The organism is Roseobacter sp. N2S (genome assembly GCF_031454055.1).
In the GTDB taxonomy this organism is placed as follows: domain Bacteria; phylum Pseudomonadota; class Alphaproteobacteria; order Rhodobacterales; family Rhodobacteraceae; genus Amylibacter.
Genome location: NZ_JAVDQB010000005.1, coordinates 1 through 25,564, shown reverse-complemented (window position 1 = coordinate 25,564; position 25,564 = coordinate 1). Strand labels below are relative to the sequence as shown.

General features: G+C 55.8%; 21 protein-coding genes. 13 read left to right on the top strand and 8 right to left on the bottom strand.

Annotation, left to right across the window (positions count from 1 at the left end; all coding sequences use genetic code 11):
• The first annotated feature begins 93 nt into the window (after positions 1-93).
• Both GGE09_RS12950 and GGE09_RS12945 read left to right on the top strand, forming a co-directional pair.
• On the top strand, positions 94-2,244 hold the full coding sequence (locus tag GGE09_RS12950; RefSeq protein ID WP_309746562.1) for a TonB-dependent siderophore receptor: 2,151 nt from the start codon (positions 94-96) through the stop codon (positions 2,242-2,244).
• Between the two features lie 90 nt (positions 2,245-2,334).
• Positions 2,335-2,949 carry a pyridoxamine 5'-phosphate oxidase family protein gene (locus GGE09_RS12945; protein ID WP_309746561.1) on the top strand — a complete coding sequence of 205 codons (615 nt, stop codon included), beginning with the start codon at positions 2,335-2,337 and terminating at the stop codon, positions 2,947-2,949.
• Positions 2,950-2,967: 18 nt separating this feature from the next.
• Here the strand turns inward: GGE09_RS12945 and GGE09_RS12940 are convergent, their stop codons facing one another.
• The 8 genes from GGE09_RS12940 to GGE09_RS12905 form a co-directional block, all read right to left on the bottom strand.
• The gene (locus tag GGE09_RS12940; RefSeq protein WP_309746560.1) at positions 2,968-3,660 is read right to left on the bottom strand and encodes a GntR family transcriptional regulator; all 693 of its coding nucleotides are present in this window, start codon (positions 3,658-3,660) and stop codon (positions 2,968-2,970) included.
• A 142-nt stretch (positions 3,661-3,802) separates the two neighbouring features.
• Positions 3,803-5,266 (bottom strand): aldehyde dehydrogenase, encoded by a 1,464-nt coding sequence (locus GGE09_RS12935; RefSeq protein ID WP_309746559.1) that lies wholly within the window; start codon positions 5,264-5,266, stop codon positions 3,803-3,805.
• A 43-nt stretch (positions 5,267-5,309) separates the two neighbouring features.
• Positions 5,310-6,122, bottom strand: a complete 813-nt coding sequence (locus GGE09_RS12930; protein ID WP_309746558.1) for an alpha/beta fold hydrolase — start codon at positions 6,120-6,122, stop codon at positions 5,310-5,312.
• Between the two features lie 35 nt (positions 6,123-6,157).
• A complete protein-coding gene (locus tag GGE09_RS12925; protein WP_309746557.1) occupies positions 6,158-6,760 on the bottom strand; it encodes an amino acid synthesis family protein in 603 nt (200 codons plus the stop codon).
• A 65-nt stretch (positions 6,761-6,825) separates the two neighbouring features.
• Complete coding sequence (locus GGE09_RS12920; protein WP_309746556.1) at positions 6,826-8,004, bottom strand: iron-containing alcohol dehydrogenase; 1,179 nt, start codon at positions 8,002-8,004, stop codon at positions 6,826-6,828.
• Positions 8,005-8,027: 23 nt separating this feature from the next.
• Entirely contained in the window at positions 8,028-8,777 is a 750-nt protein-coding gene (locus GGE09_RS12915) for an amino acid ABC transporter ATP-binding protein (protein ID WP_309746555.1), read from the bottom strand.
• A gap of 11 nt (positions 8,778-8,788) precedes the next feature.
• Positions 8,789-9,478, bottom strand: coding sequence for an amino acid ABC transporter permease (locus GGE09_RS12910; RefSeq protein ID WP_309746554.1), 690 nt, complete (start codon positions 9,476-9,478; stop codon positions 8,789-8,791).
• A 66-nt stretch (positions 9,479-9,544) separates the two neighbouring features.
• Positions 9,545-10,399, bottom strand: coding sequence for a transporter substrate-binding domain-containing protein (locus tag GGE09_RS12905; protein WP_309746553.1), 855 nt, complete (start codon positions 10,397-10,399; stop codon positions 9,545-9,547).
• 159 nt (positions 10,400-10,558) lie between these two features.
• Here GGE09_RS12905 and GGE09_RS12900 point away from each other — a divergent pair, with 159 nt between their 5' ends.
• From GGE09_RS12900 to GGE09_RS12850, 11 genes are all read left to right on the top strand, one after another.
• Entirely contained in the window at positions 10,559-11,467 is a 909-nt protein-coding gene (locus GGE09_RS12900) for a LysR family transcriptional regulator (protein ID WP_309746552.1), read from the top strand.
• A 114-nt stretch (positions 11,468-11,581) separates the two neighbouring features.
• Positions 11,582-12,745 carry a mandelate racemase/muconate lactonizing enzyme family protein gene (locus GGE09_RS12895; protein ID WP_309746551.1) on the top strand — a complete coding sequence of 388 codons (1,164 nt, stop codon included), beginning with the start codon at positions 11,582-11,584 and terminating at the stop codon, positions 12,743-12,745.
• 77 nt (positions 12,746-12,822) lie between these two features.
• The gene (locus GGE09_RS12890; protein WP_309746550.1) at positions 12,823-13,713 is read left to right on the top strand and encodes a LysR family transcriptional regulator; all 891 of its coding nucleotides are present in this window, start codon (positions 12,823-12,825) and stop codon (positions 13,711-13,713) included.
• Positions 13,714-13,807: 94 nt separating this feature from the next.
• Positions 13,808-14,278, top strand: a complete 471-nt coding sequence (locus GGE09_RS12885) for a formate dehydrogenase subunit gamma (protein ID WP_309746549.1) — start codon at positions 13,808-13,810, stop codon at positions 14,276-14,278.
• Positions 14,275-15,792 (top strand): NADH-quinone oxidoreductase subunit NuoF, encoded by a 1,518-nt coding sequence (locus tag GGE09_RS12880; RefSeq protein ID WP_309746548.1) that lies wholly within the window; start codon positions 14,275-14,277, stop codon positions 15,790-15,792. Before GGE09_RS12885 ends, GGE09_RS12880 begins: the two co-directional genes overlap by 4 nt.
• Complete coding sequence (gene fdhF / locus GGE09_RS12875; protein WP_309746547.1) at positions 15,789-18,665, top strand: formate dehydrogenase subunit alpha; 2,877 nt, start codon at positions 15,789-15,791, stop codon at positions 18,663-18,665. The genes GGE09_RS12880 and fdhF overlap by 4 nt, the downstream gene beginning before the upstream one ends.
• 2 nt (positions 18,666-18,667) lie before the next feature.
• The gene (gene fdhD / locus GGE09_RS12870; RefSeq protein WP_309746546.1) at positions 18,668-19,489 is read left to right on the top strand and encodes a formate dehydrogenase accessory sulfurtransferase FdhD; all 822 of its coding nucleotides are present in this window, start codon (positions 18,668-18,670) and stop codon (positions 19,487-19,489) included.
• On the top strand, positions 19,479-19,703 hold the full coding sequence (locus GGE09_RS12865) for a formate dehydrogenase subunit delta (RefSeq protein ID WP_309746545.1): 225 nt from the start codon (positions 19,479-19,481) through the stop codon (positions 19,701-19,703). The genes fdhD and GGE09_RS12865 overlap by 11 nt, the downstream gene beginning before the upstream one ends.
• A complete protein-coding gene (locus GGE09_RS12860) occupies positions 19,675-21,132 on the top strand; it encodes a sigma-54 dependent transcriptional regulator (RefSeq protein WP_309746544.1) in 1,458 nt (485 codons plus the stop codon). The genes GGE09_RS12865 and GGE09_RS12860 overlap by 29 nt, the downstream gene beginning before the upstream one ends.
• Positions 21,133-21,201: 69 nt before the next feature.
• Complete coding sequence (locus GGE09_RS12855) at positions 21,202-23,106, top strand: cache domain-containing protein (protein ID WP_309746833.1); 1,905 nt, start codon at positions 21,202-21,204, stop codon at positions 23,104-23,106.
• A 254-nt stretch (positions 23,107-23,360) separates the two neighbouring features.
• Positions 23,361-25,091, top strand: a complete 1,731-nt coding sequence (locus GGE09_RS12850; protein WP_309746543.1) for an OFA family MFS transporter — start codon at positions 23,361-23,363, stop codon at positions 25,089-25,091.
• Positions 25,092-25,564 lie beyond the last annotated feature (473 nt).

Sequence of the window (25,564 nt, the reverse complement as noted above, 5' to 3'; positions counted from 1 at the left end):
AGACTTGGGCCGAATATTCAATACAGAATTCCTGACTATTTCTATCTGATACTCAGATCAAAGAAATCATCCTATTCTGGGGACACGGAAACCATGACACCACGGACCTGTAAAAACAGCAGTGTGACGCTTAGCCTAGCCGCTGCTTTGTTATGCAGCACTGCCACATTCACCGCCACTTTGGCCGCTGCGCAATCTGGCGCGGAGTCGTTTGAACTGGGCACTTTGGTTCTGCGTAACCAAGAAGATGCGACAGGCCCCGTGGATGGGGATGGCAATCCGCCGACCGTGACGGGGACCAAAGCGCCAGTCACCCTGAACCAAGTGCCCCAGTCGGTTTCGGTGTTGGGCCGTGAAGATATTGAACGTTTCGGCTCTAGCACAGTCAGTGAAGCTTTGCGCTACACTGCCGGGGTCACCACCGAAGTTTTTGGCAACGATCAGGATTACGACTGGCTGCGGATTCGTGGCTTTCAAGCGGATCAGACGGGTATTTATCTGGATAACGCGCAAAACCTGTCTTATGCGTTCGGCTCGTTTTTCATTGATCCCTACACGCTGGAACGGGTTGAAGTTCTGCGCGGTCCGTCCTCGGCGCTTTATGGCGGGTCGAATCCGGGCGGGATCGTGAATTATGTGTCCAAACGCCCTGCAGAACGTGTGCGTGAACTGACCTTTGGGGTTAATGATGCTTCGGGGGCTTGGGTTGAATTCGACTATGGCGATTCCCTTGGCGCGGATCGGGCCTATCGTCTGACAGGGCGGATTGAAGGGGGCGACAAATACGACTCCTTCAATCACGGTTTGCGCGGCACTTTTGCACCTTCCTTTAAATTCACCACCGATGGCGGGACCGAGATTACCCTGCTGGCCAACCTTCACGCTGCCGACGAGCAGCACAACGGCAGCACGTTTTTGCCCTATTACGGTACAGTGTCCCCAACCACTGAATTTGGCTACATCGACCCGGATGCAAACTTTTCGGATTCAGATTGGGATGACTACCGCCGCAGACAGGCCTCTGTTTCGGGGATCGTGGAAAAGGAACTGGCGAACGGGTTTACCATCACCGGCATCGCCCGTCTTGGGGTTGCCAGCGTAGAGGAACGCTATTTCTACCCCTTCGGCTATGCAGGATTTTCCGAAACTCCGGTGGATGCAACGGGCACGCTGGCGCTGATCGGGTTTGAACATGATACGCTGGTGCGCACGGCACAAACCGACCTGCGCTATTATGGGACAGTTGAAACAGGTGCTGTGTCCCATGATCTGTTAATGGGTCTGGATGCGCGGTTTTATTCCCTTGGCGAAACGCAGGCGTCCAACTTTAGTGACACCAACAGCGTAGTGAATCCGGTCAACCCCGGCACGCCCGTGCTGAATGCGCCATACATTGCTGGTGGTACATTCCAACGGCAAGTGGGGCTGTATTTCCAAGACCAGATGCGCTGGGGGGACGGCTGGATCGGCACAGTGAACCTGCGTCATGATTTTGTGTCTACCACACAGGATTTCAACGGCGGCTTTGATCGCAAAGACAATGAAACATCCTACCGTGTGGCCCTTGCCCGCGAATTTGCCAATGAATTCACGCCTTATGTGACCTATTCCACCTTCTTTAACCCGCTGATCGCATCCCCGGCATCTGGTGTGACAAAACCGGAATCGGGTGAGCAATTCGAAGTGGGCTTCAAATGGGCCCCGACCGATGCGAACTTCAGCATGTCCGCCTCGGCGTTTCAGATTGACCGCGATAATGTGGTGACTGGGGCTTTCCCTGCCTTTAGCCAGCTTGGGTCTGTTCGATCCCGCGGGGTGGAATTTGAAGGCAAATATGATTTCAACAACGGCTTTACCCTGCAAGGGGCGGCGACCTTTATCGACGCAAAAGTCACTGAAGACACAAATACGGCTTTGATTGGCACCACGCCAACCCTGATCCCCGAAAGCCAGTTGTCCTTGCTGGGCAGCTATGCGTTTCAGGGCGATCTAAGCGGTCTGACCTTAGGGGCGGGCGTGCGCTATACGGGCGAGAGCTTTGCAGATGCGGCCAACACGCTTGTTGTGCCTGACGCGACGCTGGTGGATTTCTACGCCACCTATGAAATCCGCAAAGGTCTAGAGGCGAATTTTGCCGTCACCAACATCGCCGACAAAGATTATGTGACAGGGTGTCAGACGTCCTTTGTCTGCTCATATGGGTCCGGGCGCGAAATCAGCTTGTCATTGGCGGCACGTTGGTAACATTTGCAGCAGGGGCCAATCGGCCCCTGCGCTTTGCGCTGCCTTTCGCAGCAACAGGCAGGTTCTGATACCCTACCCAAGGAAAACGTGATGAAATTTATCGAGACACAAGACCAGCTGCGCGCAGTTTACCAGATGCCCGGTGATACGGCGGTGCGCAAACAACTGGATCGGCTGGACTCCCATTCGCGGCATTTTCTGGAAAAATCCCCGTTTGTTATGATCAGTAGTCAGGATTTGGCTGGCAATGCGGATGTGTCACCCAAAGGCGACGGGCCGGGGTTTATTCAGGTGTTGGACGATACCACCATCGCGATTCCGGATCGGCCGGGCAACAATCGCCTGGATACATGGGAAAATTTTCTGGAGAACCCTGCGGTCGGGCTGTGCTGCATGATCCCCGGTATGAACGAAACCCTGCGCATCAACGGCGAGGCTCGGCTGACGGTGGACGCTGATCTGTGCCAGCAACTTGCGATGAACGGGCGACCAGCGCTATCTGTTCTAGTGATTAAAATCCGCCAAGTTTACATGCATTGTGCCAAGGCATATATCCGCTCGGCCTTATGGAAGCCGGAATCTTGGCCGGATCGGTCTACCATTCCAACGCTGGGCGAAATTATTCGCGACCAGTTGGAAATATCAACCAGTGCAGAGGAAATCGATTCTTCATTGGCCGAGAATTACCGCAAAGCGCTTTGGTAAACCCCTGTTGATAGAAGCCTAGTCCTGCTGTCTATCTGCAAAAATGCGCATGGCAATTGCGGCGGCGCTGACCACGTGATCGGCGGCGGCGCGGTAGGCCAACGCCCCGTCGCGGGCCTTAATCGCCGCCACGATTGCTGCCATTTCCGCAGGGCCATTCACGTCACGATTGCCGGTTTGAATGGTCATTGAACGCAAATGGTTAATGCGAACCGTCAGCATGTTGACGATGTCCCATGCTACGTGTCGGTCTACTTTGCTAAACATCACGTGATAAAATTCAGACGTGCTGTTCAGCACTTTGGCCTGATCCGCTGTGATATAGCCGTCGTGAATGTCGGCAAGCGCCGCTTCAAGGGCGGGCACGATGCTGGGGTCATCACTTTCCGCACAAAGCTGCGCGGCCATTGCCTCTAGTGCGCCGCGCACTTCATAGATTTGCTGGGCAATATCACTGTCCAGCGGGGCGACGATGGGGCCTTTGCCGGGTTGCGTGCTGACCAGTCCTTCGGATTCCAGATGGCGCAGAACCTCGCGTACGATCGTGCGGCTGACGCCCAATTGTTCGCATAGGTCCCGTTCCACAAGACGGTCACTGGGTTTGAAAACGCCGTCCAGAATTGCATCGCGCAGATTGCCAAGAGCCAACTCGCGCAGCGTCTTGGTGGGGCGCGCGACCTTCATGCCAGTATTTTCATCTTTGCCAACCATGGTGTTCTCCCAACTCCTGCCCTGCATTTCACTAGGGTAATATGGTATACAAAGTACAGCCCCGCCACGCTGGCAGTTCATTTTATCCTGTGGTTGCGGCGATAGAGTGCGGCGACAGGGTGCTGCGGGTAGGTTTAAGCGCCTAGCGCATCACAAAAGGGTCAGGAATTGGGTCATCCGAGGTGCGCAACCAAACGGTTTTCGTTTTGGTATAATCAAGCGCCGCCGCAAGCCCGCCTTCGCGTCCGTGACCCGACAGGCCATAACCACCAAAAGGTGCGATGGGTGACACCGCGCGGTAGGTGTTAACCCAGACCACGCCCGCATGAATGCCACGGATCATGCGATGCGCTCGCGACAGGTTGGTGGTGAAAACACCCGAAGCCAGACCGTAGTGCGTGTCATTGGCGATGGCCAATGCTTCAGCCTCGGTTTCAAAAGACACAACTGAAAGCACCGGCCCAAAGAATTCCTCGACCATTGACGGCGAAGAAACACCGTCACAATCCAGAATCGTCGGGGCTTGATAAAATCCGTCGCGGTTCAGGGCCGCGCCGCCACAGATGACCTTGGCCCCTGCATCAGCCGCCCTGTTGATCAGATCACCAATATGGGCGATCTGGCGTGCGGTCGCCAGTGGGCCGACTTCGGTTGCCATGTCAAACGGGTCGCCGATGCGAATGGCTTCGGCCTTGGTTTTCAACAGCGTCAGGAATTTGTCTTTGACGCGGCGATCCACCACCAAACGCGATCCTGCGACACAGCTTTGACCCGCCGCTGCAAAAATTCCGGCGACCTGCGCATTGGCGGCACTTTCAAGGTCCGCATCGGCGAAAACGATGAAAGGGGATTTCCCCCCAAGTTCAAGGGAAGTTGACGCCAGATTATCCGCCGAACCCCGCACAATATGACGCGCGGCTTCGGGGCCACCTGTAAAGGCGATATGGGCGACTTTCGGGTGGCGGGTCAGTGCACTGCCGCAGGTTTCGCCAAACCCTGTCAGCACGTTGACCACACCGGCGGGAAACCCAGCCTCGTGGATCAGGCGCGCAAATTCCAGCATCGGTGCAGGCCCGTCTTCAGAGGCTTTCAACACTGCGGTACACCCAGCCGCAAGCGCGGGTCCAAGTTTGACTGCTGCCAGAAACAACTGGCTGTTCCACGGCACAATCATCGCCACAACCCCGATGGGTTCGCGGCGCAGCCAGACCTCCATATCGGGTTTGTCGATAGGCAGATGCGCGCCCTCAATCTTATCGGCAAGACCCGCGTAATAGCGATAGTAATCCGCCACATAGGCAATCTGGGCGGATGTTTCGCGAATGATTTTTCCCGTGTCACGGGTCTCTAACTCTGCCAAAGTCTGTGCGTTTTCCGTCAGAAGTTCCGCAAGACGGGACAGTAATTTGCCCCTTTGGGTCGCATTCATTTCTGCCCAAGGGCCAGAATACAGCGCACGGTGGGCGGCTGTTACCGCCTCATCTACCTCTGCTGCACGGGCTTCGGGCATTTCGGCCCAAGGCGCACCCGTGGCGGGATCAATGCTTGGGAAGCTGTTCGCCCCGTCTGAAAACTGACCGTCAATATAGTGTTGGAACCGTTTCATCGGATATTCCCTTTCGTTCTGGCGACCCTGCTACGGCCTGCGCCTAGGCAGTTTGAAGCCAAGTTTCCATCGCTGCGTTCACATGTAAAGGTGCGGTCAGGTTGACCATATGCCTGTGGCCTTTGATCACAACTGCCTTGCCGTTGGGTGTTAGCGCGGCCATTTGCGCAGACATGTCCGGCGTTGAATTCGGATCACCGTCCCCTGTCAGGAACAGGGATGGTATCGCAATGTCAGGCCATGCATCGGCGTAAAGTTCATCCCCTGTCGCAAAAGCGGTGTAGGTCGTGGCATAACTTTGGGGAGAAACAGTCGACAGCAGCCCATATACCGTGTCCCGCAAAAAGCTGCGGTCGTCAGTGCCTTGAAACCAGCGCTCCATCGGGCCGTCCGCGTCCACCCCGTCTGTCCAGATAGCAGCGGCCCGTTCCATTACGGCCCGTTTGGCAGCGGGTGCGCGCCGATAGGTGCCGTTCAAACAGGCCACTCGCGCCAACCGGTTCGGCTGGCTGGCAGCAACCCCGCCAGCAATCAACGCACCCATGGAATGGCCCGCCAGATTGACCTGTTCCAAATCCAGATCAACCAAAGCATCGCCGCACCAAGCAACAAAATCCCGCAGATTGCTTCCAATGGGCAGTGGTGCGCTTTCGCCATGACCAGGCATATCCAAGGCGATAACCGTATGGCTTTGGGCAAAATAAGCGATCTGCGGCGCCCAGGCTTCTAGCCGCAATCCCACTCCGTGAACCAGCACCAAAGGCGCGCCTGTTCCGTATTTGACATAGGCCGTGCCACGCGCTGTGTGGCGGCGCGGCACAGCCGCCAGATCAGCAAATGTTTTGCGCAGGGACATGGGTGCCTTATCTGCTGTTAAGCCTTGGCCCACTGTCAAACACCTGCCGGATTTTCAACGTCTTGGTCCAGATCCTTGAGGTCTTGATACCGATCCCCGATGCGATGATGGGGCCGTCCGCCCACAGATGCGCCAAGGGCAATAACCAGTTCATCTGCGGCGGGTGCATCAGAAATTGCCGTTTGAATTGTCAGGTAATGTGACCGCCGTCCCGCGTCGTTTTTATCCATCAAGGGGATCATGATCGGCGCATTGGCAGGGCCGCGGGTGTTGGTGAAAGCCAGATAGGATTTTGCGCCAACTGCGGTGCGGAAATGGTTGCCGAACCGCAGGGTGTGGATCAGGGCGCTGGCGTGCTCCAACTCTCCGTCGGTTCCCACCACGGCGGCTTTGCCGTAGGCCTCGACTGCTTCGCCAGATCCGACAGCGTCTAGGATCATTGATGTCAGCAACTCGCCCAACACGGGGCCTGCTGCGTGGATTTCCGGTTTCAGGTCTTCGACAAATCCCCGCCCCGCCCAAGGATTTTTCACCACGGCCAAGGCAGAATACAGTTTCATCGGGGTTGGCGCAGCTCGCCCGCCTTCGATCAAGGTGGTTTCAAGTTGTAAAAGCGTTTTGCGGATTTCAATTGCCATTAGAATGGTCCTTATAAGTGTCAGCTTTTTTGCTGCCGCGCTTTTGGGGCAGGGCAGGAAAAGGGTTAAGCAGCGTCAAGCTGTCCGTCATAGGCGAGCATGTAAAGCCGCGCCATTTCATCAGGTGTTGGCACGCGCGGATTGTTGTTTGGCGTGCCAGAGGCAATGCCTTGCGCGGCCATTTCAGGGATCAAATCCGTGTAGCGGTCCCGCGCGATGCCAAAACGTTCCGGCGTGGGTACGTCAAGGCGCGCGTTCATGTCTTGAAAAGCCGTCACTAGCATACCTGCCGCAGCTTGGTCTGAAACGTCTTGCGTTGCAAGACCAAGGGCGCGAGCTGCCATAGCGTATTTTACGGGCGCAGATGCCAGCGAAAACTGGGTGACCAGTGGCAAAACCATCGCGTTAGACATGCCGTGGGGTACATGAAAAAACGCGCCAAGCGGGCGGCTTAGCCCGTGGATCAGCGCCGTTGACGTGTTTGAAACCGCCAGCCCTGCGTGGGTTGCGCCCAGCATCACCGCTTCGCGGGCAGCGGCGTTTTTCGGTTCATGTGCGGCGGTTTCCAGATGCCCGCCGATCAGCGCCAGCCCGGACAGCGCCAGCGCGTCCGAATGGGGATTGGCGTTGCGGTTCACCAGTGCTTCCAGCGCATGGGTTAGCGCGTCGATCCCTGTGTCCACTGTCACGCGAAACGGGCAGGTGAAGGTCAATTCATAATCCACAATTGCCGCTGTGGGCAAAGCGGCAGACCCGAGGATCAGCATTTTTTCGTTTACTTCGGTGTCTGTGATCACTGCGGCGCGGGTGACTTCGGAGCCGGTTCCAGCCGTTGTCGGGATCGCTACCAGTGGCATGGTATCCACATCCACAATGCGCGGAACTTTAAGGGCGTTCAGCGCTTCGCCGGTTGCCAAAACAATGCCAGCAGCCTTGGCGGTGTCTATGGCGCTGCCCCCGCCAAGTGCGACCAACCCATCATGTTTGCCCGACTGTGCAACTGCGACCAGTGCCGCCACCGACAAATCGGTCGGGTCTTCGACGCATTCAGAAAACAAACCTGCTTCCAGCCCTGCGGCGGCCAATCCGTCGATAATTTCGGTGGCGTGGCCGACTTTCACCATAGTTGGATCGGTCACAACAAGAGGCCGTTTCACCTCCCTTGATTTCAGCAGTCCCGCCAGTTCACGGCGGGCGCCGCCCCCTACAAGAATATCACGCGGGGTCAGGATGCGATTGATCATGGTCGTCTTTTCTTTCTGGCCAATTAGTGGGCTAGGATCTTGGACAAAAAGGACTTTGCCCGCTCGGTCTTGGGATCATCAAAAAAGGTGCCCCGATCGCCGATTTCAACAATCTCGCCTTCATCCATGAACACAATTCTGTCGGCCACTTTTCGGGCAAACCCCATTTCGTGGGTGACCACCATCATGGTCATGCCCTCTTGGGTCAGGGCGACCATCACGTCCAACACCTCGTTAATCATTTCAGGATCAAGCGCCGAAGTGGGTTCGTCAAACAGCATGGCAACAGGGTCCATCGCCAAAGCACGGGCGATTGCCACCCGTTGTTGTTGCCCGCCCGAAAGCTGGCCCGGATATTTTTGCGCTTGGGCCAGCAGGCCAACCCGTTCCAGCAACATTGTGGCCTTGGTTTCAGACTCGGCGTCACTGCGGCCCAGAACCTTGCGCTGCCCGATGCACAGGTTTTCCATGATGGTCATATGGGGGAACAGCTCAAAGCTTTGGAACACCATCCCGACGCGAGCGCGCAGTTTTGGCAGGTCAGTTTTTGCGCCGTTTACCTCTACTCCGGTGACGGTGATGGTGCCCTGCTGGATCGGTTCCAACGCATTGACGCATTTCACCAATGTGGATTTGCCCGAGCCAGAGGGGCCGCAGATCACCACAACCTCGCCTTTGCCAACAGTCAGGCTGCAATTTTTGAGAACCTGAAAGCTCTCGCCATACCATTTGTTAACGTCCTGCATTTCGATGACGGTTTCACGATCTGTCATGGGGGCGCTCCTTATTGTTTATCAATGGACATGGGGCCGTAGGCCTTGCCAAACCGTGCTTCGATCCGCCGTTGGATCAGATCCCAGATCGTAGTCATCGCCAGATAATAAAGCGCTGCGACGATAAAAAGTTCGAGCACCAGGAACCGTTCTTGAATCAAAACTTGCGTGCGTCGCAGCAGTTCCTCCATGGAAATGATGGACGCGATGGATGTGGTTTTCAGTACGCTGTTCACCGAATTTCCCAGCGGTGGAATGACAATCCGCAAGGCTTGGGGCGCGATGACATAACGCATCACTTGGGATTCTTTCATGCCGATGGCACGGGCCGCGTTGATCTGGCCTGCTGGTACGGCCGAAATACCAGCGCGCAGGATTTCCGCCAGATAGGCGCCTTCACACATGGCCAGACCGATCAGCACAGATTGCAGTACCGTGAACTTGATACCCAACTGGGGCAGGCCCGTGTAGATGATGATCAACTGTACCAACAACGGGGTGCCGCGAAATACCCAGATGTAAAACACCGCAGGGGCCGAGATAAATTTGTGTTTGGACATGCGCATCAGCGCAAGTGCAAAGCCGATGGCCAAACCCGCAGTCATGGCAAAGACCGTCAGTCCAAGGGTCACCAAAGCGCCCTCGAATAAGTAATAGTTCGTCAGATAGTCAAAGAACCCATCCCAATTCCAGCCTTTCACCACATATTCCCTTCTGTATTTTGGTGGTGCGCCCAGCCACACTGACTGGACGCAAAGTCAGTCAGTTCATTCAGCAAATGGCAGAAAGCTTAGATCGCCAGGGGCTTGGATCACGCCGTAGGAATTCATCAGTGCATCAAAGCTGCCATCGGCTTTCATTTCTTTGAGCGCGGTTGAAACACCAGCAGCCACATCCTCTTTCAATAGGGAAAGCGAACCCGGTGTGGCGTACATGCCTGACAAGGCTTGGGTGAATTCGCCACGGTCCTGATATTGTTTGGCAACCGGATCAATGGAAACAGCCGCTTCCACCTGACCTGCCCGCAGCGCCTGATAGACGGTGGCGTAATTGTCAAACAGGTTCAGGCGCATCTCTGCCAGACCACGGTCTTTGAATTCGACGTTCAACTCCTTCATTTTCCGTTCGGCATAACCGCCGATGTCGGTACTCAGGGTTTTACCTGCCAGATCGTCGATTTTGGTGATCGAAGTATCGCCTGCATTGGTCGAGATACTGATCGCAAGACTTTCATAGGGGATCATCAACAGGATTTTGCGCCGCGCTTCGGTGACGAACAGACCCGCATTGACCATGTCCCAACGGTCACTTTGTAGGCCCGGAATCATCGTTGCATATTCGGTGCTGATGTATTTTGGCGTCAGGCACAGACGCTTGGCGATTTCGATCCCCAGTTCAATGCGCAACCCCTTCAGCGCGCCGGTTTGATCCGCATAGGCCATCGGCGGCAATGTCGGGCTGGTGGCCATGGTCAAAGTTGCGGGTTCAACCAGAAATTCGTCGGCAATCCGTGGTGTGCAGTCCTGCGCTTGTACAGAATTGGCCGTCAGCGCGACAGCAACAGAACACAGCAAAGCGCGAAAGGAATGGGTTGTAAAACGAGAGGTGGCGGTCAGTGTCATAATTCAGTTCCCTGTTGATTTATGGTATTCGGTATTATGGTATACCATAAGTTCAAGGGATCGAATCTGTCAAGCAGGGGCTTGCGCAGGGGGCGTTTTTCAACAGATTTGCCAATTTGACCCATGTTTGCTATGCATGGAAACCAAACAGCGACGGGAATGGTTGTGGATCTAGACCTTTTAGAAGATTTTCTGGAACTAGCCCGCTGTTTGAATTTTTCACGGGCCGCAGAGGCCCGAAATATGACGCAGCCCGCCTTTAGCAGACGGATCAAAAGCCTAGAAACTGCGATGGAAACTCCTCTGGTGTTTCGCACCAGCCGCTCGGTCGCTTTGACCCCTGCAGGACAGACCTTTCAACCCCGCGCTTTGGCCCTTGTGCGCCTGTTTTCCGAGGCTAAGACCGAAGTGCGAGAAGTGGCAGAAAAAGCGGGACTTGGTCTAACCCTCGCATCCACCCATGCCTTATCTTATTCATTCGTGCCGCGCTGGTTGATGCAGATTTCAGGGCCGGAACAGCTTGGGTCCTTAAGCATGGTGTCTGATACCCATCGCCAATGCACCCAGTTGATGGTGCGCGGTGATGCCAGTTTTTTCGTATGTTATGAAGGTAGTGCTGATCAAACGAGCCTGCCTGAACGCCAGTTCAAGTTTCATGTGATTGGCCATGACCGTTTGGCTCCACTATGTGCGCCCGATGCAAACGGGCAGTCGCTTTGGTCACTTGAAAATGCGCAGAACCCAGTGCCGCTGATCGGCTATGGAGCGGCGTCAGGGCTTAGCACGATCCTTCAGGCCCATTGGGGTTCTGCGGGCGGGCCACAGTTTGAACAACGTATGAGTTCGGTTCTGGCGGCGACCAATCTAGAGATGGCAAAACAGGGGCAGGGCGTTGCCTATCTGCCTTTGCATCTTGCTGAGCCAGAGTTGGCAGCAGGGCGATTGGTGCGGGCAGGGGCGGTTTCCTTTGATGTGCCGGTGCAAATCGTCATCTATCGCCCCCGCATCCGCCTTTCCCCCCATTCCGAAAAGTTCTGGCTGCAGGTCAGTGACTTTAAAACGGTTTGATCTATGCAAAACCGGTATCAATTTGTACCGAACCAGCATTGGAAAAAACCTGTGGCACCGGTGTAGCTAGGGTCAACACACACCCATGTGCCCCGAAAACCAAAGGATATCCCCATGCGCATTGTTGAAGTATGCGAAGTCACCAAGCCAATTTCTTCCCCGATCCGGAACGCCTATATCGACTTTACCAAGATGACCACTAGTCTGGTTGCCGTGGTCACTGATGTGATCCGCGACGGGAAACGGGTTGTGGGCTACGGGTTCAATTCCAACGGGCGATACGGGCAAGGCGGCTTGATCCGCGACCGGTTCAGGGACCGGATTTTAGAGGCGGAGCCGGAGAGCCTGTTGAATGACGCAGGCACAAATTTTGACGGGCATAAAATCTGGGCTGCACTGATGCAGAACGAAAAGCCGGGGGGGCACGGCGAACGTTCGGTCGCGGTGGGGACGTTGGATATGGCGGTTTGGGATGCCATTGCCAAAGTCGAAGAAAAGCCGCTGTTTCGCATGTTGGCAGAGCGTAAGGGCATCACCGCTGCCCCCCGCGTGTTCGTGTATGCGGCAGGCGGTTATTACTACCCGGGTAAGGATGACAGTGCGTTGCGGGCAGAAATGCGCAGCTATGTGGATCGCGGCTATACGGTTGTTAAGATGAAAATCGGTGGTGCGTCGATTGAAGAAGACCAGCGCCGGATTGAAGCCGTTTTGCAGGAAATCGGAACCGAGGCGCAGCTTGCCGTGGATGCCAACGGCCGATTTGATCTGGAAACAGCCATTGCCTACGCCAAGATGTTGCGAGAATATCCGCTGTTCTGGTATGAGGAAATCGGCGATCCGCTGGATTACAGCCTGCAAGCGGCGATGGCCGAATTTTATTCCGCGCCAATGGCTACAGGCGAAAATCTGTTTTCCCACCAGGACGCCCGCAATCTGTTGCGGCATGGCGGTATGCGCCCCGATCGGGACTGGTTGCAGTTTGATTGCGCGCTGTCTTACGGGTTAGTTGAATATGAACGCACTTTGGATGTTCTGGAACAATTCGGCTGGTCCCCCAAACGCTGCATTCCCCATGGCGGGCATCAGATGTCTTTGAACATCGCGGCGGGTCTGGGGCTTGGCGGGAATGAAAGCTATCCCGACCTGTTCCAACCCTACGGCGGCTTTCCCGACGGGGTACAGGTGATCGACGGCCATATCACCATGCCCGAACTGCCCGGCATCGGGTTTGAAGGGAAATCCGATCTGATCAAAGTGATGCGGGATCTGGCTGTATAGCATCGGGCTTTGGGTTGTGGTTTTGAATGAAACGCTGCTATCCTGATTGATAAATTCAATCAAGATGGGGGCGTTTCATGCTCGACAAACTGGATATGTTCATTGCGCTCGCCAAGACCGAGCATTTTGGCAAAGCGGCTGAAACGCTCGGGATCACGCAGCCGACCCTGTCAACGGGGATCAAACAGCTAGAAGCGCAGCTTGGTGTGAAACTGGTGTTTCGTGGCTCTCGGTTCGGGGGATTGACGCCCGAGGGACACAGCGCATTGGTCTGGGCGCGCCGCATTGTGGGCGATGCCCGCCAATTGAAAGACGAAATGCGCTTTAGCAAACACGGGCTTTCGGGACAGTTGCGCGTGGCGGTGATCCCGACGGCGCTGACATGGGCGGCAAAACTCAGTGCGCGGTTCACCGAAAAACACCCCAAAGTGCGGTTCACTTTACTGTCTCGAACCTCAATCGAAATTCTGTCGATGATGGAAAATCTGGATGTGGACGCGGGGATAACCTACCTTGATAATGAACCCACAGGCCGCGTCAGCACTGAACCCTTGTACCGCGAACGGTATATGCTGGTGTGCAGCAAACAGTCCAAATTCGCCAAGCGATCATCGGTGGGTTGGAAAGAGTTAGAGGGTGAAAAACTGGGTCTTTTGACACCAGACAACCAGAACCGACGGATTATTAACCGGCATTTCCGCGATGCAGGGGCGACACCGGATGCCTGGATTGAATCCAACTCAACAGTGGTTCTGGTGGCAAATGTGGAAGACGGAAATTGGCTGACGGTTCTGCCATCCGATCTGGCGGTTTTCTTGACGCGGGGCAAGGACTTGGCGCTGGTTTCGATGACTGGAACCACCACTGGGCCAAGTGTTGGTTTGGTCGCCCCTTATCGCGAACCCCATACGCCCACGCTTCAGGCTTTGCTGGGGGAGGCCCGTAAGATGTCGAGGCTCAATGATTGAATTTCTCAATCGGTTAACGGAATGTCAATATTGATAGCGCATGAAGCAGCGGGCTAGGTCTTGGGAGTAAATTTTCAAAAGGCCCGCCATGCATATGCCCCAGCAAGCCCCCTCTGATACGGAAATCACTGCGTTGATTGCGCCGTGCCTAACCCTCGAAGGCCCGTTGCTTCCGATCCTTCAGTCCTTGCAATCCGCTTTTGGCCATGTGCCTGCATCAGCCTTGCCGCTGATCGCAGAAGCCTTGAACATCACCAAGGCAGAGGTTCACGGCGTGATGTCGTTTTACCATGATTTTCGCACAACCCCCGCAGGCCGCCACGTGGTCAAAATCTGCCGCGCCGAGGCCTGTCAGGCGATGGGCGCAAACGGGTTGGCAGAGGAGACCTTGAAGGATTTGGGTATAGCCTGGCATGGCACGACCGCGAACGGGGCTGTGACGGTTGAACCTGTCTATTGCCTTGGGCTTTGTGCCTGTGCGCCCGCAGCAATGCTGGATGACAGGGTGGTTGGCCGCGTGGATCAAACCCGCATGCAGGCCCTTTTGAAAGAGGCAGGCGCATGAAGATTTACGTCCCCCAAGACAGCGCCGCCAAAGCCGTGGGCGCAGATGAACTGGCCGCAGCGATTGTAGCTGAGGCTGCCGCCCGCGGCGTCGCGGTAGATTTGATCCGCAATGGCACACGCGGCATGATCTGGCTGGAACCTTTGGTGGAAGTTGACACAGGCACAGGGCGCAAAGCCTTTGGGCAGGTCACGGTGGATGATGTGCCAGCTTTGTTGGGCGGCACGCTGGATAGTCTAGGTTCCGTCGAAGATATTCCATTTTTCGCCCGTCAAACACGGCTGACATTCGCCCGTTGCGGGGTGATTGATCCGCTGGATCTGGATGATTATGCCGCCCACGGCGGGTTGGTTGGATTACGCCGTGCGGTTCAGTTAACGGGCGCGGAAATCGTGGCAGAGGTCACCGAAAGTGGCTTGCGCGGCAGGGGCGGTGCAGGCTTTCCGACGGGGATCAAATGGAACACGGTACTGGGGGCCAAGGCTGATCAAAAATACATCGTTTGCAACGCAGATGAAGGCGATAGCGGAACTTTTGCCGACCGGATGATCATGGAGGGCGACCCCTTTACCCTGATTGAGGGCATGGCCATCGCGGGCATGGCTGTGGGCGCAACCAAGGGTTTTGTTTATCTGCGTTCTGAATATCCCGATGCGATTAAAATTATGACAGCGGCGGTTGAGATCGCCCGGACAAATGGGGTTTTGGGCGCGGATATTCTGGGCTCGGGGCTATCGTTTGATATGGAAATCCGTGACGGGGCTGGGGCTTACGTCTGTGGCGAGGAAACGTCATTGTTAAACTCGCTTGAAGGGAAACGCGGCGTAGTACGAGCAAAGCCGCCATTGCCTGCACTTGAAGGTTTTTTAGGCAAACCAACGGTGGTAAATAATGTGATCTCACTGGCTACGGTGCCGGTGATTTTTGAACGGGGCGCGGCATTTTACGCGGGCTTTGGATTGGGACGCTCCAAGGGAACGATGCCGATCCAGATAGCGGGAAATGTGAAACACGGCGGGTTGTTTGAAACCGCATTCGGGATGCCGCTTGGCGAGTTGGTCAATGAAATTGGCGGCGGTACAGCAACGGGTCGGGCCGTCAAAGCGGTACAGGTAGGCGGACCGCTTGGGGCCTATATGCCAAGATCGAAATTTGACACGCCTTTTGGGTACGAAGAATTCGACGGGCAGGGTGGCTTGATCGGGCACGCAGGGATTGTGGTGTTTGATGACACTGCCGATATGCTGGGCATGGCGCGGTTTGCGATGGAATTTTGTGCGGTTGAAAGCTGCGGAAAATGCACCCCTTGCCGCATCGGGGCGGTGCGCGGTGTAGAAACCATTGACCGGATCGGGCGTGGCGATACAGCCGCGATCGAAATTCTGACCGACCTTTGTGAAACCATGAAAGAGGGCTCTCTTTGCGCGCTTGGCGGGTTTACGCCTTATCCGGTGATGTCTGCACTGACCCATTTTTCCGATGAATTTGCCACCCAAAAGGAAGCTGCGGAATGAAAGATTTCATCCTCCCCGACGATTTTGACATGGGCACGCCTGCCAGAACCGGTAAGTCGGTTTCGCTGACCATTGACGGGTTCGACGTGGTTGTGCCTGAAGGTACTTCCGTTATGCGCGCAGCCGCTGAGGCGGGGTTCAAAATCCCGAAACTTTGCGCCACGGATAGCGTCGAGGCGTTTGGGTCCTGTCGTTTGTGTGTGGTTGAAATCGAAGGCCGTCGCGGCACGCCTGCGTCCTGTACTACGCCAGTTACAGAAGGCATGGTGGTTTCCACACAATCCCAAAAGGTCAAGAAAATCCGCAAGGGTGTGATGGAGTTGTACATCTCGGATCACCCGCTGGATTGTCTGACCTGTTCGGCCAATGGCGATTGCGAATTGCAGGATATGGCGGGCATGGTGGGCCTGCGCGATGTGCGTTATGAACCGGGTCGAAACCACTTTGAACAGCGCACGGCAGGTACACCCAACCCTGAATATATTCCGGCAGATACGTCGAACCCCTATTTTACGTATGACCCGCAAAAATGCATCGCCTGTTCGCGCTGCGTGCGCGCTTGCGAAGAAGTGCAGGGCACCTTTGCTTTAACGATTGAAGGACGCGGCTTTGAAAGCCGTGTGTCGGCGGGCATGGCAGGCGAGGATTTCATGGCCTCTGATTGCGTCAGTTGCGGCGCTTGTGTGCAGGCTTGCCCCACGGCGACCTTGCAGGAAAATTCGATCCTGAACCTTGGCACGCCGGAACGATCCGTCATCACCACCTGCGCCTATTGCGGCGTGGGCTGTTCGTTCAAGGCTGAACTGAACGGCGACGAACTGGTGCGTATGGTGCCTTATAAACACGGTAAGGCGAACCGGGGCCATTCCTGCGTGAAGGGTCGGTTTGCCTATGGTTATGCCACCCATAAAGACCGGATTTTGAACCCGATGATCCGTGAAAACGTCAGTGATCCGTGGCAAGAGGTCAGTTGGGACGAGGCCCTTACCTTTGCCGCCAAACGGATGCGCGGGTTGCAGGAAAAATACGGGCGGCGCTCTATCGGGGTGATTACTTCGTCGCGCTGCACGAATGAAGAAACCTATCTGGTGCAAAAACTGACGCGCGGGGTGTTTATGAATAACAACACGGATACCTGCGCGCGGGTTTGCCATTCGCCGACGGGTTACGGGCTGGGGCAGACCTTTGGCACCTCTGCGGGAACGCAGGATTTTGACAGTGTGGAACACACGGATGTGGTGATCGTGATTGGTGCCAACCCCACAGACGGCCATCCGGTTTTTGCCAGCCGTCTGAAAAAACGCCTGCGCGACGGTGCGAAACTGATCGTGATTGATCCACGGCGGATTGATCTGGTGAAATCCGCCCATATCAAAGCGCAGCATCACCTGCCCTTGCGTCCGGGCACCAATGTTGCGGTCGTGTCTGCCCTGTCCCATGTGATTGTGACCGAAGGTCTGATGGATCAGGACTATATCCGTGATCGCTGTGACTGGGATGAATTTCAGGAATACGCGGAGTTTATTTCCAACCCGCGCCACAGCCCCGAAGCCACCGCATTGTTGACAGGTGTTCCCGCGGCTGATCTGCGCGCAGCCGCACGTTTGTTTGCCACGGGGGGTAATGGCGCGATTTATTATGGGCTGGGGGTGACGGAGCATTCCCAAGGTTCGACCACCGTGATCGGCATTGCCAACCTTGCCATGTTGACGGGGAATGTCGGGCGCAAGGGCGTTGGCGTGAACCCGTTGCGGGGGCAAAACAACGTGCAGGGCTCTTGTGATATGGGGTCTTTCCCCCATGAATTGCCGGGCTACCGCCATGTGAAAAACCCCGAAGTGCGCAGTATTTTCGAAAGTGCTTGGGGTGTGAAAATCGACCCTGAACCGGGGTTGCGCATTCCCAACATGCTGGACGCGGCCGTGGATGGCACGTTTAAAGGGCTGTATTGTCAGGGCGAAGACATTTTGCAATCCGATCCAGACACCAAACATGTGGCCGCAGGTCTGGCGGCGATGGAATGTGTCATCGTGCATGACCTGTTCCTGAATGAAACCGCCAATTACGCCCATGTGTTTTTGCCGGGTTCTACGTTCCTTGAAAAAGACGGCACCTTTACCAACGCCGAGCGGCGCATCAACCGTGTGCGCAAGGTCATGGTCCCGCGCAACGGCTATGCGGATTGGGAAGTCACGCAACTGTTGGCCAATGCCATGGGGGCGGGGTGGGGCTATACCCATCCAAGCCAGATCATGGCAGAGATCGCCGCCACTACGCCTTCGTTTGCAGGGGTGACGTATGATCTGCTTGAGGAAAAAGGCTCGGTGCAATGGCCCTGTAACGACTCTTCGCCCGATGGGACGCCGCTGATGCATGTGGACGGGTTTATGCGTGGTAAGGGGCGATTTATTGTCACTGAATATGTGGCAACCGATGAAAAGACCGGCCCCCGCTTTCCGCTGTTGCTGACCACGGGCCGGATCTTGTCGCAATATAACGTGGGTGCGCAAACGCGGCGCACGGACAATGTGGCGTGGCATGATCAGGACGTGCTGGAAATCCACCCCCATGACGCGGAATTGCGCGGCGTGAAGGAAGGGGACTTCATCAAACTGGCGTCCCGTTCGGGGGAAACCACGTTGCGGGCCAAAATAACGGATCGGGTGTCTCCGGGGGTGGTCTATACCACGTTCCACCACCCTGATACGCAGGCAAATGTGATCACCACGGATTTTTCCGATTGGGCCACCAATTGCCCAGAGTTCAAAGTCACCGCCGTGCAGGTTTCTGCGTCAAACGGGCCCACGAACTGGCAGGAAGATTATAGCGCCCAAGCCGCCCAATCCCGCCGCATCTTGCCCGCAGCGGAATAACTATGGTGGTGCAGGTTTCACAAAGCATGGCGGGGCTTTCCGTTCAACGGGATGGTGCGCGGCAGGTCAGCCGTTCTCTGCCCGAAGAACAACCTGTCGCGCTGGTGTTCAATGGAACAACGGCGGCGGTAATGATGGCAACACCTGCGAATATGAAAGAGTTTGCCATCGGCTTTGCACTGTCCGAAGGATTCATCGAACGCCCCGATCAGGTTGAAAGTTTTGACTGTGTGACCCAAACCAAAGGCACGGAGTTGCGGATCTGGCTGGACGCGGATCGCGCCAAGGCGTTGCATTTGCGCAGGCGCAATATGCTGGGGCCAGTGGGGTGCGGGTTGTGTGGTATCGACAGTCTGGAACAGGCGATCCGCCCGTTGCCTGTTTTACCTGATGGCGGGGTTGCATTGCCCCGATCTGATGTCGCCTCGGCCACCGATAGATTGCGCGACCATCAGCCCCTTCACGATCAAACCCATGCAGTTCATGCAGCCGGTTTTCTTTTGCCAGACAAGGGCATCGTTATGTCATGCGAGGATGTCGGGCGACACAATGCGCTTGATAAATTGATCGGCGCGCTGGCTTTGGCCGGTATGGATGCCCGAAAGGGCGCGATTGTCCTCACCTCGCGGGTGTCGGTGGATATGGTGCAAAAAACGGTGATTGCGGGCTGCCCCGTTTTGATTGCAGTTTCCGCCCCGACTGCCCTTGCCCTGCGCCTTGCGCGGGACGCAAACCTGACCCTTGCGGCTTTTGCGCGGGGGGGCGGATTTGACGTTTATTCCCATCCCGAACGTATTTTAAGCGGAGCCAGTGATGCAGCCTGAAAAAATGGTCACGATGATCAACCAGATCGCCACCTATTTCGAGACCCAACCCGGCACAGATCAGGCCCGCCTTGTGGCCGATCATATCAATGATTTTTGGGAGCCGCGCATGCGCGAACAACTGGTGGCCCATACAGGTGCGGGGGCTGCGGGCCTATCTGCACTTGCCCAGCAGGCCGTGGCTCATGTGCGATTGGAACAGGTTCAACTCTGACGTGGTAACGCCGCAGGATTTGCGTAATATGCCCGCAGGGAAACAGGCGGGGGGCGCGGGGATGAGCGGCAATGATATTGACAAGGCCGTGCTGACCGACAGGTTAAAACAGGCCAGTATCCTGATTGTCGATGACGAACCAGGCATGCGCAACTTTATGGTTAAGACCCTTAGCCCCTACTGCAAATCTGTAGCCGAAGCCAAGGATGCTGCCAGTGCCAACGATCTGCTGGCGCAATACCATTTCGATGTGATGATCCTTGATAACATAATGCCCGATCAGAAAGGTATTGATTGGCTGGCCGAACAACGCAGCAAAGGCGGGTTTACTGACACGATCATGATCACCGCCTACGCTGATCTGGAAACCGCGATCGAAGCCATGCGCGCGGGGGCCAGTGATTTTGTGCTGAAACCGTTCCGCTCCAACCAAATTCTGAACGCGGTGCGCCGCTGTATCCAGATGGCCACTCTGCGCCGCGAAAATGCCCTGTTGTTGCGGGAATTGGACACGGCTGACATCGGGCGCAAGCGGCGGGAACAATTGATCGGAGAGTCGCCCGCGATTGCGGCTGTACGCGATACGCTGGCCCGCGTCAGCACTGTGGCAACGCCGGTGCTGATCACCGGCGCATCAGGGTCAGGAAAAGAGGTCGCCGCCCGTCATATGCACCAGTCCTCGAACCGTGCAACCATGCCTTTTGTGGCAATAAACTGCGCCACAATCCCCGCCGATATGATTGAAATCGAACTGTTCGGCCATGTGGCTGGTGCCTTCCCGGGTGCAGGTCAGGCCCGCGAAGGGTTGTTGCCCTCAGCCCGCGGCGGCACCGTGTTTCTGGACGAGGTCGCCGCCCTCAGCCTCTCGGCGCAAACAGCGCTTTTGCGGGTGCTCGAAGACGGTATGGTGCGCCCGATTGGTACCGAGCGGGCCATCCAACTGGACCTGCGCTTTGTGTTGGCCACCAGTGCCGTGCTGGAACATGAAGTAGCCGAAGGTCGTTTCCGCGAAGACCTGTTGTTTCGTATTAACGTGGTGGAAATCGCCATGCCCCCGCTCAGCCGCCGTGAAACCGACACCATTGTTCTGGCAGAGCTGTTCATCAAAGATATTTCCTCACGGCTTGGCTTGCCCGCGTTGGACATCGACCCTGACACCCGCGCCGCCCTTTTGCGGCACGACTGGCCGGGCAATATCCGCGAGCTGCGCAATTTTATCGAACGCTCGTTGATTTTTGGGCGCTTCCCGCTGGATACGCTGTCTCCAGAAACACCCGCCACTCGTCAGATCGAACCTTTGGATCAGGTGGAGCGCCGCGAAATTTTGCGAGCACTTGAGGCGGTCAACGGCAATCGCACCAAGGCTGCTCTGCGTTTGGGGGTGTCGCGCAAGACAATCGACCGCAAATGTGCCGCTTGGGGATTATAGATCGTGCTGGCGCTCAGGCGGATTTTTCGCTCGGTTCGGGTGCGGTTGTTGGTGATTGCGCTGCTGCCGATGCTGGTTTTGCTGCCTGTGATGCTGGGCAGCACCATGCTGCGCTGGTCGGGTAAAATCGACGGAATCTTGATCACAAAGGTTAATGGCGACCTGACAATTGCGGATCAATATCTGGCCAGATTGCTGGAAAATTCAGGCGAGCGGTTGGACGCGCTGGCCAAATCTGTGGCGTTGCAGAATGCATTGGCCAACACCAAAGACCCACGGGGCTTGATCGAACAAAAACGCAGGGAATTGGGGTTGGATTTCCTGTATTTGACGGATGGCACCAAGGGGCCAGTAGGTTTTGACGTTTCAGTTTGGCCCGTGGTGCAGCAGGCGGTGGGTGGCAGGTGGCAAAGTGCTGTGGATATTCTGTCAGCGGCCGAGTTGGAAGCGTTGGGGGCCGGTCTGGCGGCCCGCGCAGCAATTCCATTGGTGGCCACGCGTGCGGCGGTTCCATCTGACCGCGCGGTTGAAGATCGCGGCATGATTATCCATTCCGCCGCCCCTGTGACCCTGCCCGACGGCACCAAAGCGGCTTTGGTCGGTGGGCTGCTGCTGAACCGTAACCTTGATTTCATCGACACAATAAATGCACTGGTTTATCAAGAACATAGCCTGCCAGAAGGCAGCCAGGGCACCGCGACCCTGTTTCTGGAAGATGTTCGGATTTCCACCAATGTGCGCCTATTTGAAAACGTCCGTGCCCTTGGAACACGGGTTTCAGCCGAGGTTCGAAACCGGGTTTTAGGGGCGGGAATGATCTGGCTGGATCGCGCTTTTGTGGTGAATGACTGGTATATTTCGGCCTATGAACCCATTGTTGACAGTCGCGGTATGCCGGTTGGCATGTTGTATGTGGGCTTTCTGGAAACCCCGTTTCAGCAGGCCAAAATCAGCTCTGTGATCACCCTGACCCTACTGTTCCTGCTGATCGCCGCCTTGTCGGTTCCAATTTTCCTGCGATGGGCGGGACGTATCTTTTTGCCGCTGGAACAGATGACGCAAACCATGTCACGTGTGGAAGCGGGAGACCTGCAAGCGCGCAACGCTTTGCAGGACGGGGATAATGAAATCGCCCAAGTGGCAGGGCATCTGGATGACCTGCTGGATCAGGTGCAAGAGCGGGACCGACAGTTACGCGAATGGGGCGAAAAACTGAATCAAAAAGTCGAGGAACGCACCCGCGATCTGCGCGAAAGCAATCGCAAGTTGGAACAAACCACAGAGCGGTTGATCATTTCGGAAAAACTGGCGGCGGTGGGGGAAATCACCGCAGGCGTGGCCCATGAAATCAACAACCCGATTGCGGTTATTCAGGGCAATCTGGATGTGGCGCGTGATTTGTTGGGGCCCGCCAGTGACGGGGTGAAAACCGAATTTGATTTGATCGACGATCAGGTTTATCGGATCGGGTCGATTGTTTCCAAGCTGCTGCAATTTGCCCGCCCCGAGGAATACTCGGGTGCTGCCAATGTGATCTCTCCAGCCGAGGTACTACGCGATAGTTTGGTCCTGACCAGTCACCAGATTGAGTCGCAAAAGATCAATGTACAAAGTGATCTGGACTATAAACCCAGCGTGCTGATGTCGCGCACGGAATTGCAGCAAGTGATCGTGAACCTGATCCTGAACGCGGTGCAGGCAATGCCCGATGGGGGGGCGATGTCATTGCGGGTAGCTGTGCGGGGTCCAGACGTGGAAATCGCGGTGCAAGACAGTGGTATCGGCATGGCAGCGGAAACGACCAAACGGATTTTCGATGCCTTTTTCACCACCAAATACGGTCAGGGCAGCGGGCTTGGTCTTTCGATCAGTCAGACCTTGGTCAGTCGGGTCGGGGGGCGTATTTCGGTGGAGTCAACGCTTGGACAGGGCAGCTGTTTTACGATTTCTCTGCCTATCGTCAAATCCGAGTGATTTGGACAAAATGTCCCGTTTTTTGATCTGTTGGGACATACGGCTTGGACGAATTGTCCCTAATGTTGGTTTATGCAAAGGGCCTGAAAGACAAATTGTCAATCTAACCTATTGTTTTATATAATTAATTTTATTGACAAGACAAGGGGAAACCCCAGAAATACCCCAAGCATAATGTCAAATGCTGCGCGCCGGCCCTGTTGCGGGAGGACACTTGTAACGGGAAGCACGGGCGAAATAGGGAGGAAAATACCATGAGTAACGCCAATTCTGGCGGCGCATTCGGGTTCCTGATGAAGGAAAACATTGTCGCCAAGCCCGGTTTCAATCGCTGGCTGGTTCCGCCAGCATCTATCGCCATCCATCTGTGCATCGGTTCTGTTTATGCGTGGTCGGTGTTCAACCCCGCGCTGACGCGAGAGTTGGGCGTCGTGGCCCCTGCGGCGGACGACTGGAGCCTGAGTTCGGTTGTCTGGATCTTTTCCGTGGCCATCGTTTTTCTGGGTCTGGCGGCTGCTTTCGCAGGGAAATGGCTGGAAAAAGTCGGCCCGCGTATGGTGGGGGTAGTTGCGGCTACGCTTTGGGGCGGTGGGTTCATCATCGGCTCGCTCGGGATTGCAAGCCACCAGCTTTGGTTGGTCTATCTGGGCTACGGCGTTTTGGGCGGTTGCGGGCTGGGCTTGGGATATGTTTCGCCTGTGTCTACGCTGATCCGCTGGTTCCCTGATCGCCGCGGTATGGCAACGGGCATGGCAATTATGGGCTTTGGCGGCGGCGCAATGATCGCGGCTCCGGTCAAAGGCTGGTTGCTGTCGGTTTTTGCCACTGCGCCTGATTACCTTGGCGCAACGGATGCCATTGCCACCATCACCGAGGCAGGTCGTCTGTTTGCAGAAACCACGTCCGGCAAGATTGAGGTGGTCGTCGCCTCTGCCGCGCAAGCGGCCAATCTGCCAGGGGGTGGCGCGGCTGGTGTTTATGCAGTTGGCACAGGGAATACCGGTGCGGCGTCTACCTTTATGACGCTGGGGATCGTCTATTTCTTTGTAATGATCATTGCAGCATTCAGCTACCGCGTGCCTGCCGAGGATTGGAAGCCCGAGGGTTGGCAGCCAAAACCTGCGGCATCCGGCATGATCACGCGCAACAATGTGCATATTGATCAGGCGCTGAAAACGCCGCAATTCTGGCAAATGTGGGTGATGTTGTGTTTCAACGTGACGGCCGGGATTGGTGTGATCGGTGTGGCTAAAACCATGATGTCCGAGATTTATGGCACCACCATGCCACTGATTGTGACGGCGGCTTTTGCCTCGACCTATGTCCTGATGATTTCTGTGTTCAACATGGTGGGCCGGTTTTTCTGGGCCTCTACATCTGATTTTATCGGGCGCAAGAACACTTATCATTGCTTCTTTGTGTTGGGCACGGTGTTGTATCTGTCGATCCCCTATTTTGCGACAGCAGGGGCAGCGAACCCGTCGATGTTTTATCTAATCGGGTTCTATGTGGCGACGATGATTATCTTTTCCATGTATGGCGGCGGGTTTGCGACGATCCCTGCCTATCTGGCGGATATGTTTGGCACCATGCATGTGGGTGGTATCCACGGGCGGCTTCTGACGGCTTGGTCAACGGCGGGTGTGCTTGGTCCACTGGCGATCACGTCTTTGCGCGAAATGTCGGTGGGGCGGGCTATTTCGGACCTTGCCGCGCGGGTTGATCCTGCGGCTTTTGCTGAAAAGTTCGGCGCACCTTTGGCGCAGATTGATCAACTGGTGGCCGCCAAAACGGTGACCATTTCCAAGTTGATGGAAATCGCTCCGCAGGGGACGATTGATCCGACGCCGGGTCTGTATAACACCACCATGTACTGTATGGCGGCCTTGTTGGTGATTGCGTTTTTCGCCAATCTGCTGATCCGTCCCGTGCGCGACCATCACCACCACGCAGAGCCATCCATGGCGGCTGCTCCTGCTGAATAGGAGGCAGGTAGTAAGCGTTGCTACTGGCCCCCCGTTTCGCTCCTTTCAGCTTCCTAAATCCCCGTTATATTGGCGCTACGCGCCAATATAACTGTTCAAATTAGCGCTTCCAGACCGGATTAGGGGTTCTTTGGGACATATCGATCTGGGCTGCTGCCTTCACAAAGCAGACAAAACTTCCTAGCAACCGCCTACATCCTAAAAAAGTATGATTGGATTTGTACGCCCTTCGATATTTCAGTTGCGTCAAGAAAACACTTGATGGAAACGCTTGGGTCTTTACGATGAATATCGTCCAAAATCTACTGTTTCTCGCTCGAGTTTGGCGATCTCGCGTTTGACCATTTTCCAATAAATTTCATCAATCTCGCTTCTTTCGGTAATCCCCCCATTTTCAATGGGGTTCAGCCGTAGAATTCACGCAGCTGTTTTCAGTTTCATGGCGGGCGTCATGCCGCCGATGCCCATGTTGG